This window comes from Celeribacter sp. (assembly GCF_048259695.1).
GTDB lineage: Bacteria > Pseudomonadota > Alphaproteobacteria > Rhodobacterales > Rhodobacteraceae > Celeribacter.
Map to the genome: position 1 here is coordinate 409,678 of NZ_JBLXHL010000003.1, position 15,759 is coordinate 425,436.

14 protein-coding genes are annotated in these 15,759 nt (G+C 61.6%); 4 read left to right on the forward strand and 10 right to left on the reverse strand.

The window, feature by feature from the left end; all coding sequences use genetic code 11:
• Window position 1 precedes the first annotated feature (1 nt).
• Both ACN0Q0_RS07825 and ACN0Q0_RS07830 read left to right on the forward strand, forming a co-directional pair.
• Window positions 2-1,306, forward strand: coding sequence for a cobyrinate a,c-diamide synthase (locus tag ACN0Q0_RS07825; RefSeq protein ID WP_417242825.1), 1,305 nt, complete (start codon window positions 2-4; stop codon window positions 1,304-1,306).
• A gap of 124 nt (window positions 1,307-1,430) precedes the next feature.
• Window positions 1,431-2,648: an MFS transporter gene (locus ACN0Q0_RS07830; RefSeq protein WP_417242826.1), complete on the forward strand. Its 1,218-nt coding sequence runs from the start codon at window positions 1,431-1,433 to the stop codon at window positions 2,646-2,648.
• 32 nt (window positions 2,649-2,680) lie between these two features.
• Here ACN0Q0_RS07830 and ACN0Q0_RS07835 read toward each other — a convergent pair whose 3' ends face one another.
• The 6 genes from ACN0Q0_RS07835 to ACN0Q0_RS07860 all read right to left on the reverse strand — a co-directional run bounded on the left by ACN0Q0_RS07835 (window position 2,681) and on the right by ACN0Q0_RS07860 (window position 10,676).
• Complete coding sequence (locus tag ACN0Q0_RS07835) at window positions 2,681-3,574, reverse strand: NUDIX domain-containing protein (protein WP_417242827.1); 894 nt, start codon at window positions 3,572-3,574, stop codon at window positions 2,681-2,683.
• On the reverse strand, window positions 3,538-3,978 hold the full coding sequence (locus ACN0Q0_RS07840) for a TrgA family protein (protein WP_417242828.1): 441 nt from the start codon (window positions 3,976-3,978) through the stop codon (window positions 3,538-3,540). The genes ACN0Q0_RS07835 and ACN0Q0_RS07840 overlap by 37 nt, the downstream gene beginning before the upstream one ends.
• Window positions 3,979-4,139: 161 nt before the next feature.
• Entirely contained in the window at window positions 4,140-5,384 is a 1,245-nt protein-coding gene (locus tag ACN0Q0_RS07845; RefSeq protein WP_417242829.1) for a class I SAM-dependent methyltransferase, read from the reverse strand.
• Window positions 5,385-5,464: 80 nt separating this feature from the next.
• A complete protein-coding gene (locus ACN0Q0_RS07850; protein WP_417242830.1) occupies window positions 5,465-6,865 on the reverse strand; it encodes a cryptochrome/photolyase family protein in 1,401 nt (466 codons plus the stop codon).
• Between the two features lie 115 nt (window positions 6,866-6,980).
• On the reverse strand, window positions 6,981-8,801 hold the full coding sequence (locus ACN0Q0_RS07855) for an ABCB family ABC transporter ATP-binding protein/permease (protein WP_417242831.1): 1,821 nt from the start codon (window positions 8,799-8,801) through the stop codon (window positions 6,981-6,983).
• A gap of 144 nt (window positions 8,802-8,945) precedes the next feature.
• Window positions 8,946-10,676, reverse strand: a complete 1,731-nt coding sequence (locus ACN0Q0_RS07860) for a LysM peptidoglycan-binding domain-containing protein (protein WP_417242832.1) — start codon at window positions 10,674-10,676, stop codon at window positions 8,946-8,948.
• A 120-nt stretch (window positions 10,677-10,796) separates the two neighbouring features.
• Between ACN0Q0_RS07860 and ACN0Q0_RS07865 the strand changes: the two genes are divergently transcribed.
• On the forward strand, window positions 10,797-11,387 hold the full coding sequence (locus tag ACN0Q0_RS07865; RefSeq protein WP_417242833.1) for a TIGR00730 family Rossman fold protein: 591 nt from the start codon (window positions 10,797-10,799) through the stop codon (window positions 11,385-11,387).
• Here ACN0Q0_RS07865 and rarD read toward each other — a convergent pair.
• The 4 genes from rarD to ACN0Q0_RS07885 form a co-directional block, all read right to left on the reverse strand.
• The gene (gene rarD / locus ACN0Q0_RS07870) at window positions 11,330-12,286 is read right to left on the reverse strand and encodes an EamA family transporter RarD (RefSeq protein WP_417242834.1); all 957 of its coding nucleotides are present in this window, start codon (window positions 12,284-12,286) and stop codon (window positions 11,330-11,332) included. The genes ACN0Q0_RS07865 and rarD overlap by 58 nt on opposite strands.
• Window positions 12,287-12,341: 55 nt before the next feature.
• Window positions 12,342-13,217, reverse strand: coding sequence for a metallophosphoesterase (locus tag ACN0Q0_RS07875; protein WP_417242835.1), 876 nt, complete (start codon window positions 13,215-13,217; stop codon window positions 12,342-12,344).
• Between the two features lie 5 nt (window positions 13,218-13,222).
• Window positions 13,223-13,825 (reverse strand): superoxide dismutase, encoded by a 603-nt coding sequence (locus tag ACN0Q0_RS07880; protein WP_417242836.1) that lies wholly within the window; start codon window positions 13,823-13,825, stop codon window positions 13,223-13,225.
• A gap of 168 nt (window positions 13,826-13,993) precedes the next feature.
• A complete protein-coding gene (locus ACN0Q0_RS07885) occupies window positions 13,994-14,185 on the reverse strand; it encodes a hypothetical protein (RefSeq protein ID WP_417242837.1) in 192 nt (63 codons plus the stop codon).
• A gap of 330 nt (window positions 14,186-14,515) precedes the next feature.
• Between ACN0Q0_RS07885 and ccmI the strand changes: the two genes are divergently transcribed.
• On the forward strand, window positions 14,516-15,751 hold the full coding sequence (ccmI, locus tag ACN0Q0_RS07890; RefSeq protein WP_417242838.1) for a c-type cytochrome biogenesis protein CcmI: 1,236 nt from the start codon (window positions 14,516-14,518) through the stop codon (window positions 15,749-15,751).
• The last annotated feature ends 8 nt before the right edge of the window (window positions 15,752-15,759 follow it).

Consider the following 15,759-nt stretch of genomic DNA (forward strand, 5'->3'; position numbering starts at 1 on the left):
TATGGCGCGTGGATTTTTGATCGCGGCCCCTGCATCGGGCTCGGGCAAAACCACTGTCACCCTTGGCCTGTTGCGCGCGCTCAACCGACGCGGCGTTGCGGTGCGCTCCGCCAAATCCGGTCCCGATTATATCGACCCGCGGTTCCATGAGGCCGCCAGTGGTGCGCCCTGTGTGAACCTTGACGCGTGGGCGATGGGCACGGATCGCCTTGCAGCACTTGCGCATGGATCCGGGGCACACGGGTCCGAGGAGTTGCTCATCATTGAAGGCGCGATGGGCCTGTTCGACGGCGCACCGCATACCACCGATCCCGACCGTGACGGCAAAGGGGCCTGTGCCGATCTGGCCAAACTGTTCGACCTGCCCGTGATCCTTGTGGTCGATGCCTCCCACATGGCGCAATCCATCGCCGCCGTGGTTGCGGGATTTGTCGCCCATGATCCGCATGTGCGCATTGCGGGGGTGATCCTCAACAAGGTGGGCAGCCTGCGCCATGAGGCGATGTTGACCCGCGCCCTGACACCGCTCGGCCTCCCCGTGCTCGGCACCCTGCCCCGCGACGCAACACTCGCAACCCCCTCCCGCCACCTCGGTCTGGTTCAGGCGGGCGAGCGGCCCGATCTGGACGCGTTTTTGGACCGTGCGGCGGATGCGGTCGAGGCGGCCCTCGATGTTGAGGCCATTCTGGCCCGCGCCGCGCCGTTTCACAGCCGCAACACCGGCCCGCGCACCGTGCCGCCCGCCCAAACCATCGCCGTGGCACAAGACGCCGCCTTTGCCTTTGCCTATCCCCACCTTTTGGCCGATTGGCGCGCACAAGGCGCTGAAATAAAATTGTTTTCGCCACTGGCCGATCAGCCCGCCCCACCGAGTGACCTCATCTACCTGCCCGGTGGCTACCCCGAATTGCACGCAGGCACCTTGGCCGCCAATCACCGCTTTTTACAATCGCTGCGCGAAGCAGCAGCGCGGCGCAGCGTCTATGGCGAATGCGGCGGCTATATGGTTCTGGGCGATGGGTTGACCGATCGCGACGGGGTGCGTCACCGCATGGCGGGGCTGCTCAACCTCGAAACCTCGTTCGCCACCCGCAAACTACATCTGGGCTACCGCCACGCGACGCTCGCCCACGGTCCTTTCACCGGCGCGTGGATGGCCCACGAGTTCCACTACGCCACCACGCTCAAGGCCGAAGGCACTCCGCTTTTGACCGCCACCGACGCCGAAGGCACGGATCTTGGCCCGCAAGGGTTGGTGCAAGGGGCGGTGAGCGGGTCGTTTATCCATCTGATCGACCGGGCCTGAGCCGGCGGCAACAATCGCGGCCTGCCCTGCGCAAAAATGTCGGAGGGGGGCGTGACGTGCTGTCTCTTTCCAAGCGCATTCCGGATCGTTAAAGCAGTCGGATACATTATTTGGACGCTGCCTTATGACCCACGCACACCCCACCGTTTCGCCCGCCGTTGCCCGCCGCAATGTCTATATCCTTGTCGCCGCTCAGGCATTCCTCGGGGCGCAAATGTCGATGATTTTCATCATCGCGGGCCTTGCGGGGCAATCGCTCGCCTCCAACCTGTGCTTTGCCACCCTGCCGATTTCCGCCATTGTGCTCGGCTCGATGATGTCGGCCACGCCACTGTCGTGGGTGATGCAGAACTACGGGCGCCGCGTGGGCTTCTGGGTCGGCACCTCGGCGGGTGCTGTTGGCGCGTCAATCGGCGCTATCGCCTTGTTACAACAAAACTTCTGGCTGTTCGTTTTGGGCGGGTTGTTCACGGGCCTGTATCAGTCGAGCCAGGGGTTCTTTCGCTTTGCCGCCACCGACACCGCCGAGGATGCGTTCAAACCGAAGGCCATTTCATGGGTGATGGCGGGTGGTCTGGCCTCGGCCATCATCGGGCCGCAACTTGTCAAAGCAACGTCACAGGCGATGGTTGTGCCATTCCTTGGTTCCTATCTGGCGGTGATCGCGATCAACGTTATCGGCTCCGGCCTGTTTTTGTTTCTCTCCATCCCTAAACCCCCCGTGGCCAAACACGGCGAAGCCCTTGGCCGTTCCACCCTGCAACTGTTGCGCACCCCGCGCGTGGCGGTGGCGATCATCGTGGCGATGGTGTCCTACGCGCTGATGAACCTCGTGATGACCTCAACACCTCTGGCCGTTGTCGGGTGCGGGTTTGAACAAAACACGGCTGCCGACATCGTATCCGCACATGTTCTGGCGATGTTTGTTCCGTCGTTTTTCACCGGATCGCTCATCGCACGGTTCGGGGTGCAACGGATCATGGCAACCGGTCTGGTGATCCTCGGCATGGCGGGGATCGTCGGCATGGCGGGCGTCACACTTGAAAATTTCTTTGTCGCTCTTGTCTTGCTCGGGATCGGATGGAATTTTGGCTTTATCGGCGCCACCGCCATGCTTGCCTCCGCCCATGAACCCTCGGAGCGCGGGCGCATTCAGGGCATCAACGACCTGTTGGTGTTCGGCGGCGTGACCGTGGCGTCACTGGCCTCGGGCGGGTTGATGAATTGCTCGGGCGGCTCGGCGCAAGACGGATGGACCGCGGTCAACCTCGCCATGATCCCGTTCCTGACGCTTGCCGGCGCGGCGTTGATCTGGCTGTGGATGCAACCCAAAGAGACGTGAGGCCCTGCGTCAGGCAAGCCCCGTGGTCGGCACTACAGCGTCGCCCGCAGCCTGTCGCGGTGTCGCGCCAACCAAAGCGCCGTGAGATACAGCGGTCCCGTATCCAGTTGATGCGCGTCACACATCGCCATCAGGTCGTCAAACGATACCAGATGCGACCGGATGTCCTCATGTTCCCCCGCCAGACCCGCCGTCCCCGTCACATCGTCGGGGAGATCGGCAAAGCCCACATAGGACACAATAAACTCGGTCGCAGCCCCGGGGCTGACGTAGTATTCGGCGGCCTTGTGCAACGCGCCCAAAACCACGCGCGCCTCCTCGACGGCTTCGCGCCGCGCGGTGGCCTCCGGCCCCTCGCCCGCATCAATGCGCCCCGCGACAGGTTCATAGACCCACGGATAGGCATCGCCACGCCCGAACGGGCCAAAGCGGACCTGTTCGATCAACAGCACACGGTCGCGCACCGGATCATAGGGCAAAACCGTCGCCGCATCGGCCATATGAAACACACAGCGCTGGATCTGCGCCGATTGCGTGCCGTCAAACCGCGCATGGCGGTAATGGCTGTCCTCAAGGGCGAAATAGTTGAGATAGGGCAGGACACGGCGCACTTCGGTGATCGCCTCACGCGTCTTGCTTTGGCGGCCCGCATCCAGATTGCGGGGGGTCTGTTGCGCACGGGTCCGCGACCACGCCCGGGTCAGGATTTGATCCAGATGGGGCGTCACCGCCTCCACGCTGCGCCCTTGGGTCAGGTGTGCGACCAGTTCCACGGCGGCCGCGCGGATGACCTGCGCCGACAGGTCGGGGTGCGCGTGCAAAACCGCCCGCACATAGGCAACCTCGTCGGTGGAATAGACATCGCCCAGCGTCTCGAACGGATCCAATGTCATGACCACCGCCGCGCTGTCTGTTCGGTCAGCCATCCGCCAAACAAGCCGCCAATCAACAGCGTCGCGGCGACATCAAAGCGGACAACCGTAAGCGCATAGTTTTTGAACAGATCAACCATCCCCGTAAGCGCCTGCATCGGACCTTTGTAACGGGTGGCCCATGCGCGGTGCATCATCTCCTCGCCGGAAAAATAGAACAGCGCCCAAAACAGCAACAGGATCGTGGCGGTAAAACCATAACCATAGGCGGCCCGCATGGTATCGCCCGCGCGTTTGCCCAGAAAAATCCACCCGACGGAAAAACCGATCACGCCGGTTATATAGCTGTACCAACCGAATTGGGTCCCTTCGGGCAAATGCGCCTTTGAGATTTCGGCCGCGAACCACCCCAAAAGGGCAAACCAAAGTGCGGCGACGAGTTTTGCTGCTGTGGGCATAGCGGTCCTGTGATGTTGAAACCGAAGGGCCTGTTGCCGGATGGCAGGTGACCCTAGACCACAAGATCACCGCGCAATCGGCGCTTTTTCAAGGAAAATTGGTGGTGCCATCGGGGAATTTACGCCCTTAGGTGCCGATTTGTCCCGAAATTCCCCCGACCTTAGGCATCACGGGGCCGTGTCATCGTGATTTGCGTCACATCACAGTTGCCCGAATGAAAGGTCGCCGCACAGGAGGTGAGATAAAAATTCCACATCCGGCGGAACCGCGCGTCAAATCCCATGGCCTCTATAGCGGGCCACTGGGCGTTGAAATCATCGAACCACAGGCGTAGGGTTTTCGAATAGCTTTCACCGAACTCGACGCTGTTTTTGAACGTCAGCCCCGCATTGGAGATTTGCGCCCGCAGCGCCGTGGGAGAGGGCAACATCCCGCCTGGAAAGATGTATTTACGAATAAAATCAACGTTTTTTCGGTAGATTTCGAACCGGCGATCCTGAACGGTAATGATTTGAAGCGCGGCGGAGGCCTCCGGCTTGAGGCACTCTTTGACCTTGGCAAAATAGGTCGGCCAGTATTTTTCGCCCACCGCCTCGAACATCTCGATCGAGGCAATGCCGTCATATTGCGCCCTCTCGTCGCGATAATCCTGAAGCTTGAACGTCACGCGATCCGACAGACCCGCGCGTTTGATCCGTGCGGTGGCGTAGTCGAACTGCTCCTGACTGATGGTCAGCCCCGTGACGCGCAGGCCCCGTTCGCCGGCGGCGTATTCGGCAAATCCGCCCCAACCGCATCCGATCTCCAACACATGATCCCCCGCGCTTACGCCCATTTCATCGACCATCGAGCGGTATTTGGCGATCTGTGCCTGTGCCAGTGTCTGACCTTCGCTCTCATATTTGGCGGAGGAATAGGTCATGGTCTCATCAAGCCATAAGCCATAGAACTCATTGCCCAAATCGTAGTGGTAGGAAATATTTTTCTTGGCTTGGCGTTTGGAGTTGTTGTTCATCCAATGGCGCATCCGTTCGTAGATGCGCACAAATCCCATGCCCGGAAATCCGTCATACAGGTCGTCATTGTCGGCGTGGATCAAGTCCATAAAGGCCATCAGATCGGGGGTGCTCCACCCGCCGTCGAGGTAGTCCTCGCAAAACCCCAGATCGCCCTCGCGAATGAGGCGGGCAAACACGTCATCAGAGGCCACATTCAACACGGCCTCTGGCCCGTCGGCCTTGCCGTTTGCGCGAAACACCCGACCGTCGGGCAAGACGAAATCAAGCTGACCCCGCGCCATATTCCGGGCCATTGCGAACACGGTGGCAAAATAGCGCGGCAGCGCCTCCTGCCCTTCGACCGAGGTCAGAATGGTGTCTTTGGCATGTGCATTATCGTCGAGCATCGTGGCCCCCTCGTCTATCGTTGCCGCCTGTTTTCAAGCGGTCGTTGTCATCGTTCAGTGTAGCGTGAAATCGCTCTGCGTCACGCATTGCGCTGCGAATAGGCCGCAAGGGCGCGTTCACGCCCCGCCGTGAGGCCCATCACCGGATCGGGGTAGCGGTCCTGTGCCGACAGGCCCCAAGCCTTTGGAATAGCATCGAAATAAGACAGCGCAGTGGGGGACGGATTGCGCGTCCCTTCGGCAATCCAGGTCCGCAAATAGGTGCCGTCCTTGTCAAACTTTTCGGCCTGCCCGTCGGGGTTGAAAATACGGAAATACGGTGCCGCATCGGGTCCACACCCCGCCACCCATTGCCACCCCATAGCGTTGGCCGCAGGATCCCAATCAATCAAACAGTCCTCGAACCACGCCCGCCCCACACGCCAATGCACCATCAGGTGTTTGGTCAAATAGGAGGCCACAATCATCCGCGCACGGTTGTGCATCGTGCCTGTGACATAGAGTTCGCGCATGGCCGCATCCACAAACCGGATGCCTGTGCGCCCCTGCTGCCACGCCGTCACCTCGGACAGGGTCCTGTCCTCGCGCCACGGGAACGTATCCCACCCCTCGCGGTGGTTGTGCGTGGCCAGATCAGGTTCGTTGTACAACAGGTGATAGGCAAACTCGCGCCATGTCAGCTCTTTGAGGAAATGCTCGGCCCCTGCCGCACCCGTCTCCATCGCCCGCATCCCTGCGTGCCAGATTGTGCGGGGCGAAATTTCACCGTAGGTGAGGTTTTCGGACAGGCCGGAGCACACAGGTTCGGCGGGAAAATCCCGTTTGGCCTTATAGTGATCGACGTGGCGGGCAATAAAGGCGTCGAGCCGTGCGAGGGCCGCCTCTTCGCCGACATGGCAATGCGGGGCAACCACCGCCGCACCGCGCCGCATCTGTGCGCCAAGCGCCCAATCGTCAAGCGTATCGCTGTCGGGACAGCCCGCCCATGTCGGCGCGGACATGGGCAAGGTCGCGGCAATCGCGCTGTCTTTGACCGCCCGCCAGAACGGCGAATACACTTTGTAATAGCCGCCTGTTTTGGTCTCGACCGTCCACGGTTCGAACAACAGGTGGCCCGCATGGCTGTGCGCCGCGACCCCCATGGTCTTAAGGGTGGATTTCACATCGGTGTCACGGGCAATCGCGTCTTTATCGTAAAGCCGCCCCCAATGCACAGACGTTGCCCCGACCTCGCGGGCAATGGCGGGGACGATCACCCGCGCGTCCCCTTTGCGCAACAACACGCGCCCGCCTTTGGCCTCGATCGTCGCGATCAGATGCGCCAGTCCCAAACCCATCCGCCATTTTGGCGCGGCCCCGAGGCTGTCCACGCTCGCATCGCATACGAACACGGGCAAGACATCGCCGGCGGTCGCCGCGGCGACCAATGCGGGATTGTCCGAAAGCCTGAAATCGCGGCGGATCCACCAGATCGCTGTCACACTATTCTCCTATGTGTTTGAGGGTATTACGCAACAAAGCGGCGTTTGGTTCAAACAAAAACCGCGCCTTGATAAAAAGGCGCGGTTTGGACATGGGACCGGCAAGAGACGGCGCTTAGGCGACTTGATCGCGGTCCTCGGCTTGGGCCGCCCACATGGCGGAATACTTGCCGTGGCGGCTCAACAGATCCTCATGGGTGCCGCGCTCGACCACATTGCCCGCCTCCAGAACCACGATCTCGTCGGCGTCCGCCACGGTGGACAGGCGGTGTGCGATGGTGATGACGGTGCGGCCTTTTCCGGCCTCTTTGAGCGCATCCAGAATGTCGCGCTCGGTCTGGGTATCAAGCGCCGATGTTGCCTCGTCCAAGAGCAGGATCGGCGGGTCTTTCAGCAGCGTACGGGCAATGCCGACCCGCTGTTTCTCGCCCCCCGACAACTTGAGGCCCCGTTCGCCCACCTGGGTGTCGTAGCCCTCGGGCAGGCTTTGGACAAAATCATGTATGCGGGCCTTTTTGGCCGCGGCAATCACCTCGTCAAGCGTGGCGCCCCCGCGCCCGTAGGCGATGTTGTAGCGGATGGAGTCGTTGAACAGCACCGTGTCCTGCGGTACGACCCCGATGGCACGGTGCAGGCTCTCCTGGGTCACGTCGCGCACGTCCTGACCGTCGATTTTGAGCCCGCCGCCGGTGACATCGTAGAACCGGAACAACAGCCGTCCGATGGTCGATTTGCCCGACCCCGACGGGCCGACAATGGCAAGCGTTTTACCCGCAGGCACCTCGATCGAGACGCCGTGCAGGATTTCACGGGCGGGATCATAGCCAAAGGTGACCTGATCCAGATGCACCGCCCCGCCATTGACCACGACGGGGGCCGCGCCCTCTTTGTCCGTGATTTCAGCGGGTTGGTGCAAAAGCGTGAACATTTCCTCCATATCGACAAGCGCCTGACGGATGTTGCGATACATCGAGCCGAGGAAATTGAGCGGCATGGTGATCTGGATGACAAAGGCATTGACCATGACGAAATCACCGACCGTAATCGTACCGTTCTGTACGCCGAACGCGGCCAGAACCATCGACCCGATCAGGCCACAGGTGATGATGAACGACTGGCCGAAGTTGAGAAAGGCGAGGGAATTCTCGGTCTTGATCGACGCCTTTTCATAGCCCGCCATCGCCACATCATACCGCGCCGCCTCACGACTTTCGGCGACGAAGTATTTCACCGTTTCAAAATTGAGCAGACTGTCGATGGCCTTTTGGTTGGCATCGGTATCAAGGTCGTTCATTTCCTTGCGGATTTTCACACGCCATTCGGTGACTTTGAGGGTGAAGACGATGTAGCCGACAAAGGTGAACAGCAAGATGATCATATAGGGCCAACCGAGTTTGGCCCCGACGATGACCAGAACCATCAACAGCTCCAACACCAGTGGGCCGATGGAAAACACAAGGAACTGCAACAAGAAGGCAACGCCCTTGACCCCGCGCTCCATAATGCGGCTCAACCCGCCGGTTTTACGGGTGATGTGGTAGCGCATGGAGAGCGCGTGAATATGGTTGAAGGTCTCAAGCGCAAGCGCGCGCAGGGCTGCGTTGGACACGGGGGCAAAGACCACGTTGCGCAACTGTTGAAAGCCGTTGGACATCACACGCGCACCGCCGTAACCGACCGTGAGGCCAATCGCGCCAAGCGCCATATACCACGCGGCACTGTCGCCCTCGCCCGCCAGTTTGTCGACGGTCCACCCGTAGATCAGCGGTGTGACCGCCGTCAGCACCTTTGCGATGGCCAGAAAGGCGAGAGCGATGATCACGCGAACGCGGACCGGGCGGTCGTCCTTGGGCCAGAAATACGGCACCACGCGGCGGATGACCATCATGCCGTCAGCGGGGCCTTTGGTCGTGGTTAAACTGGGGCGTCCGCGCATGGGAAATACTCTTTCGGGATGTGGAATGTCACAATGGGTCAGACTTAATGGTCCGGGAGCCAGACGCAAGGTACAACCTGTCGCACGGGGGCTGTGCGCAGGGTGGTTTGCGGCATTTTCCGTGAAAAACGGCCGCGCGCCGCGTTATTGCGGCAGCACGAACACCTGTCCGGGGTAAATCAGGTCGGGATCACGAATTTGAGCTTTGTTGGCGTCAAACACCCGCGCGAACAAGAACCCGTCACCGTAGCGGTCGGAGGCAATGCCCCAAAGCGTATTGCCCGGTTGGACGGTGATGGATGCGATGCGCGAGGGCGGTGCTGTTTCCGTTCGGGCGGGGTCGCTCGCGGGGGGCGGCGCCTGTACCGCCGCGCCCTGTACAGCCGCGTCCTGTGTCCCGCCGTCGTGTACCGCAGAGCCATCCTCCCCCCCGGAACCGGACGCAACCTGTGTGGGGGCCTCCGTCGTTTCGGTCGCATCCGCACTGGCCGTATCCGCTGTGGCCGTATCTTCGCGGGTCGCATCGGGTCCGGTCGCGATGGCGTTGCTGTCTTGTCCGGCCTGACCTGCGATTTGCGCCAGAATGGCGATGTCTTCGCGTTTGAACGGGGTTTCGGCGCGGGTCACGACCTTGCCATCCGGTCCGATCTGGTCGGCGCGTAGGGTGTAGACCCCCGCCGCCACATCTTTGAGTTCAACACGCCATTGCCCGTCTGCACCGGCACGGGTTTCGGCGGCCAGAACGGTATCGAGGTACAGGCGCATAATCGCACCATTTGGCGCACGGCCCGAGGCAAACACACGCCCGTCGGGATCATAGGTCAGCGCATCGATGCGCACCGTGGTGGCATCCGACCCCGCCTGTTGGATGACTTTGACACCCTCATTGTCGGCTTTGAGGACGGTTGGGGTTTGGTCCATGGGTGCGGATGTGGCGGCAACTCGGGCCGTACCCGTCCTGTCCGCTGTAGCGTTTGCGGCATCGTTTGAGGTGGCCGCGGCGGTGACAGCATCGGGCGCTGTCGGGGCGGCCTCCTGTCGCGCGGTCCCGGCGGTCGCCGCGACCTGGGTGTCCGCGACGGCGGCAGCCCCCTGATCAACGGCGGCAACCGCGGGGGCGACGACAATACTCGCGGCGGCAAAGGTGGTTTTCCCGTCTTTGATCACGCCAACGGTCATTTCGCGGACCTTATCGGCGGCCATGAGATCGAACAACGCCACGAATTCGCCACGCGCATTGGTGGTGGACCGGCTCACTTCGACACCGTCAACGTAAATCACCACATCGGTATCGGCGGGCGCATGTCCTGCGACGGTGGTCATGCCATCGGGGGGGATGCGCACGATATCGAGCGTCACAGGCGCCCCGTCCAGGGCAACCCCGTCGGGAACGGCTTCGGCGGTAGTGGTTGGTGTCGGGGTGGTTGGTGTCGGGGTGGCGGACGCCACTGCGTCTGTCCCGCCCGTGTCGTCGTCGGGTGTTTCGGAGGAGACCGGTGCGCCAGAGGCCGCGCCATCAGGGGATATCCCGTCCGCCACATCTGTGGTGGGCTTTACGTCCGCAGGCTGCGCCTTCGTACCGGCTGCACTCGTATCCGCCACAGCCGTGTCTGTCGCAGTCGCATCCGCATCCGCCATAGCCGCATCCTTTTGCGGCGGCGCATCCGGCGTGGACGTGGAGGGAGAGGGCGCAGGTTGCGCTATGGTCCCTGTGGCCCCCAACGGCCCGGCCGTGTCTGTCGCGACGGGACCGGCAGGCGCGGGTTTATCCGGTGCGCCGACCCAAAGACCGACACCGATGGCCGCGATGAGCGCGATCACCGAAGCCGCAGCGATCGGCATCGCGGCGCTGCTGAATGCATTCTTGTCTGACATATACCCTGTTCCGTCCCATCGTTTCCCCACCCTTTCTACGAAGGGTTGAGGCAGCCTAGCAACGGGGCTAACAAGGGTCAAAGACTTCTTTTGTTTCAATCCCCTGCATGTGAGGCCCCCATGACCAGACCCGCGACCGACCCCGCATCCCGATCCGCGACCCCTGCCCTGTCTGTCTGCGTCTATTGCGGCGCCCGCGAGGGTGCCAAACCGTCCTACATGGCGGCGGCGACCGAGGTGGGGCGGATGATCGCGGATGAGGGATGGCGGTTGGTCTATGGTGCGGGCGATGTCGGCCTGATGGGCGCGGTGGCGCGCGCGGCACAGACCGCAGGGGGCGACACCTTTGGCGTGATCCCCGTGCATCTGTTGAATATGGAGGTGGGCAAACGCGATTTGACCTCCTTTATCGTCACCGAAACCATGCACGAACGCAAAAAGGTCATGTTCATGAACGCCGATGCGATTGTGGTGTTGCCCGGCGGGGCCGGCTCGCTCGACGAGTTTTTCGAGGTCTTGACGTGGAAACAGATCGGGCTGCATGACAAACCGGTTTTCTTGCTGTCCACTGATGACTATTGGGCGCCGCTACAGGGCCTCGTTGATCATGTCATTGCCGAAGGTTTTGCCGCCGACAGCCTTGCCACCTTGTTTCACACCATCTCTTCGATCGGGGAACTTGCGGCGGCCTTGCGCGCTTTGCGGGCCTGACGGTCGGCGCGGAACGCCTGTAGCGAGAACAGTGTCACCGCGATCCACACCAACGGCAGGGCGACCGCGTGGAACGAGGTCATCACCTGACCGAAAATCATAACGGATACAATAAGCTGCAATGAGGCGTTGTAGTAATGCCCAAGCCCCAATGTGGACAGGGCCACGCGGTTGGCCGCCATGGCAAACAACACCAAAGGCACCCCCGTCATCACGCCGGAGAAGACCAGTAACAGACTGTCGCGCCACGACGACCCGAACGCGCCTGCGGCCTGCGTGTCACTGCCTCCCCATCCCCAGATCTGCGCCCCGATGAGGTAGGACAGGGACAGCGGCACAAGCAATGTCGTCTCGGCAGCCATGGCAAGGGTCGGCCCCGCTTCGAGCCCCTTTTTAAAGCCGCTATAGGCGATGAAACTGGCGGACATGGCCAATGACAACCACGGCGCATGGCCAAGACCCACAGTGAGCACCGCAACCGCGATCAGCGCCAGAACCATTGCGGGCCATTGCAGCCCCTTGAGGCGTTCGGAAAACACCACCCACCCGACCACGGCGGCCATAATCGGCGAGATGTAATAGGCCAGTGAGGCCTCGAACGTTTGGTTGTTCTGGATCGCATAAACGAACAGGAACCAGTTGACCGAAACAAAAAACGCCGCGGGCGCAATACGGTACAGCCCGCCCCACGCCGAACGCGGCGACAGCACGCGCCACAGCTCCCGCATACGGCCCTGCAGTGCGATGATCGAAAAGAACGCGACAAACGACCATACCGTGCGATGCGCCAAAATCTCCAACGCGGGGACATGGCTGATCTCGCGATAATACAACGCCGACAGCCCCCAAATGGTATAGGCGCCGACGAGGGTTAAAAATCCGGTTGTGCGATCACTCATAGGCTCACAAACGCGAAATTCCGGCGGCGGGCAAGACCAAAACCGCTCCGCGCGCTCAATCGGGGGCACACAGGGTCACGACCGTGAGTTCGGGTGGCATGTTGAACCGCACGGGAAGCTCGGAACACCCGATCCCGCCCGAGAGGATCATCACACGGCCCTCGGCGTCATAGCGCCCGTAGGAATAGGTTTCCTGTTCGGCGGCCATGATGACGGGCGACAGCGCCCCGATCCGGATTTGTCCGCCATGCGTATGGCCCGAAAGCGTCACCGCACATTGCGCGGGGACATGCGGAAACAGGTCCGGCTCATGCGCCAGAAGGATCACGGGAGCCTCGTCGGTGACTTTGGCCATCGCCGCCTCGATATCGTCAAATCCCGCGCCGTCCGGCCCCTCGTCAAAGGGGCGTTGATCCGCGAGCCCCACGACCCAGACATCCCCGCCGGTGTGGGACAGACGCGCCGCGTCATTGTCCAACAGGGGAATCCCGTGCTCGGTCAGCGCCAGTTGCGCCTCACAGGGGCGGTGCTCCTTGGCCGCCTCCCAATCCTGCCACCAGTCGTGATTGCCCAACACCGCAAAGGTGCCATGTGTGCCTTTGAACGCCTTGAGCGCACCGATGATGTCGTGTTTGCCCGTCTGGCCCCACGTCCAACTGTGCGCGGCCGAATAATCCCCCAACAGAACCGCCAGATCGGGATTAAGGCGGTTGGCCTTTCGCGTGATCCTGCGCACCCGCGACAGGGGGATATGGGGCGCCCCTGCGTGCAGATCGGAGATGATGACAATCCGCATGGGCGCGCGGTTGCCCCAGTCCGGCACCGCAACGCGGTAGCGCACGACCCGCAGACGCCATGCGGGTTCGATCCAGAACGCATAAAAAAGGGCCAGGAGCAACGCCCCTAGCCCGATGTAAAAAAGCGTAAGCACGCAGCTTAGCCCAGACGCGATGCGACGTTGTCCCAATCGACAAGTTTGTCGAGGAAGTTGCTCAGATACGCAGGGCGTTTGTTGCGGAAATCGATGTAGTAGGAGTGTTCCCACACGTCACAGCCCAAAAGCGCGGTCTGGCCAAAGCACAGCGGGTTCACGCCGTTTTCGGTCTTGGTCACTTTGAGCGACCCGTCGGTGTCCTTGACGAGCCAAGCCCAACCGGAACCGAACTGGCCGGCCCCTGCGGCGGAGAACTGGGATTTGAACTCGTCAACCGAGCCAAAGCTCTCAACGAGGGCTTTTTCCAGTTCGGTCGGGATGGCGTTGCCCTTTGGCCCCATCATTTCCCAGAACTGGTTGTGGTTCCACAGCTGCGAGATGTTGTTGAAGATGCCGTTTTGCGCAACAGACGATTTGTCGTAGGTGCCGACGATGATCTCTTCGAGCGTTTTGCCCTCCCACTCGGTGCCTTTGATCGCGGCATTGCCGTTGGTCACATAGGCGTTGTGGTGCAGGTCGTGGTGGAACTCAAGCGTCTCGGCGGACATGCCAAGATCGGCAAGGGCGTCGTGGGCGTAAGGAAGGTCGGGGAGTGCGAATGCCATGTGTAAGGCCTCCTGAAAATTATAAATGCGGTCTGGTCTATACCTGTTGTGTTGCGGCGCATTGGTCAAGAGCAGGTCCGCGGTTCAAGACGAAATTTGTCGGAAATCCGACGCGCAGCGCGGCGATGCATCCCGATTGGGCGCATCGAAAGCCCGCATCCCGCCGGTCTAGTGATACACCGCAACCACGTTCGGCTCAGGGTCGACCCCGATGGAGGGCGCAAACCGCGCCTCGCTGTTCAACGGAATACGATCGCCGTTGCCCGCGTACCAAAACAGCCCCGCAACCATGATGGCCAAGGCAAGGATCAGCGCAGCCAAGCTGCCAATACCGGTTTTTTCCTGATCATTATCTGACATACTGTGCTCGCTTTCTTGACGTCTGCCCGGATCGTGGGGCCAAATACAGGGCCGGTTTCGGGACGTGAACGTGGGGCCAAAATCGTGGACACGGGATCTCTGCCCCGTGGTCCGTTACAGATGCAACGCACCATCGCGCCATTGCGTTCCATGAAAATGCCCGTAAATTTTTGCGATCCTGCCCGCACACGCGCAGCGGCAAATTGGCCATACGGTCACACCTGTGTCATTGGGGGTTTCCCACGCCCCCCCGTCCCGCTAAACCTGCGTCCAACACAATGATGGCCGCCCCGGTTTTGGCCTGAACCATGATAGAACGGACCTGCTCGCATGATATTCTGGATTATCGCCCTCGTTATCGCTCTTTTGGCCACCGCCCCGTTGGCTGTGGCGTTTCGCCGTGCGCGCGGGATCGGGCGGCTCGACACCTCGAAGGCCGAGGTCGAGATGGGCGTCTATCGCGACCAGTTGAGCGAAGTGGAGCGTGATCTGGAGCGCGGGATGTTGTCCCCCGAGGATGCCAAGCGGGCAAAGCTCGAAATTTCGCGCCGCTTGCTTGTGGCCGATACCGCCCGCACCAAAGCGGACACCACCGGCGGCAAAGCCCCTTTGTTGGGCGCAGTGGCGCTTGTGGTCGCGGTAACGGGCGGCGGAGTCTGGCTCTATTCCGATCTGGGCGCCCCGAATTACGAAGACCTGCCGATGTCGCGCCGCTTTGAAGTGGCGGCCGAAAACCGTGCCAACCGTCCGCTTCAGGTCGAGGCAGAGGCAAAAGCACCCGCACTGCCCGCGCTCCAAGAGCCCGACCCGCGCCATATGGAATTGCTCACAAAGCTGCGCACCGCATTGGCCGAACGCCCCGATGATGTTCAGGGCCAGACGCTTTTGGCCCGCAACGAGGCCGTGGTGGGCAACTACCGTGCCGCCTATGAGGCCCAACAACAGGTGATCCGCATCAAGGGCGAAACGGCGACCGCCGACGATTACGCCGATCTCGCGGATATGATGATTTTGGCCGCCGGTGGATTTGTCTCGCCCGAGGCCGAAACCGCGCTGAGCAAAGCGCTTGCCCGCGACCCGCAAAACGGCGCGGCGATCTACTATACGGGGCTGATGTTTGCTCAAACAGGGCGTCCGGACATGACGTTCCGGCTGTGGAACGGCCTGCTTGACTCGTCACAACCCGACGCGCCGTGGGTCCCCGCCATTCGCGGCCAGATCGAGGCCGTGGCCCAAGCGGCCGGTGTGCGCTACACCCTGCCCCCGCTTGCGGAGGCCTCGACGCTTTCAGGCCCCAGTGCCGCCGACATCGAAAACGCCGCCGACATGACACCCGAGGAACGTCAGGACATGATCCGTGGCATGGTCGATGGCCTCTCCGCCCGTCTGGCCAACGCGGGCGGCACGCCAGAGGAATGGTCGCGCCTGATTTCCTCGCTTGCGATGCTCGGCGACACCGCCCGCGCCACCGCAATCTGGAAAGAGGCCCAAGTGATTTTCGGCGCCTCCCCCGAGGCAATGGCGATTGTGCGCGGCGGAGCGGTTCAGGCCGGTATCGTTCAGTGAGCGCCGGA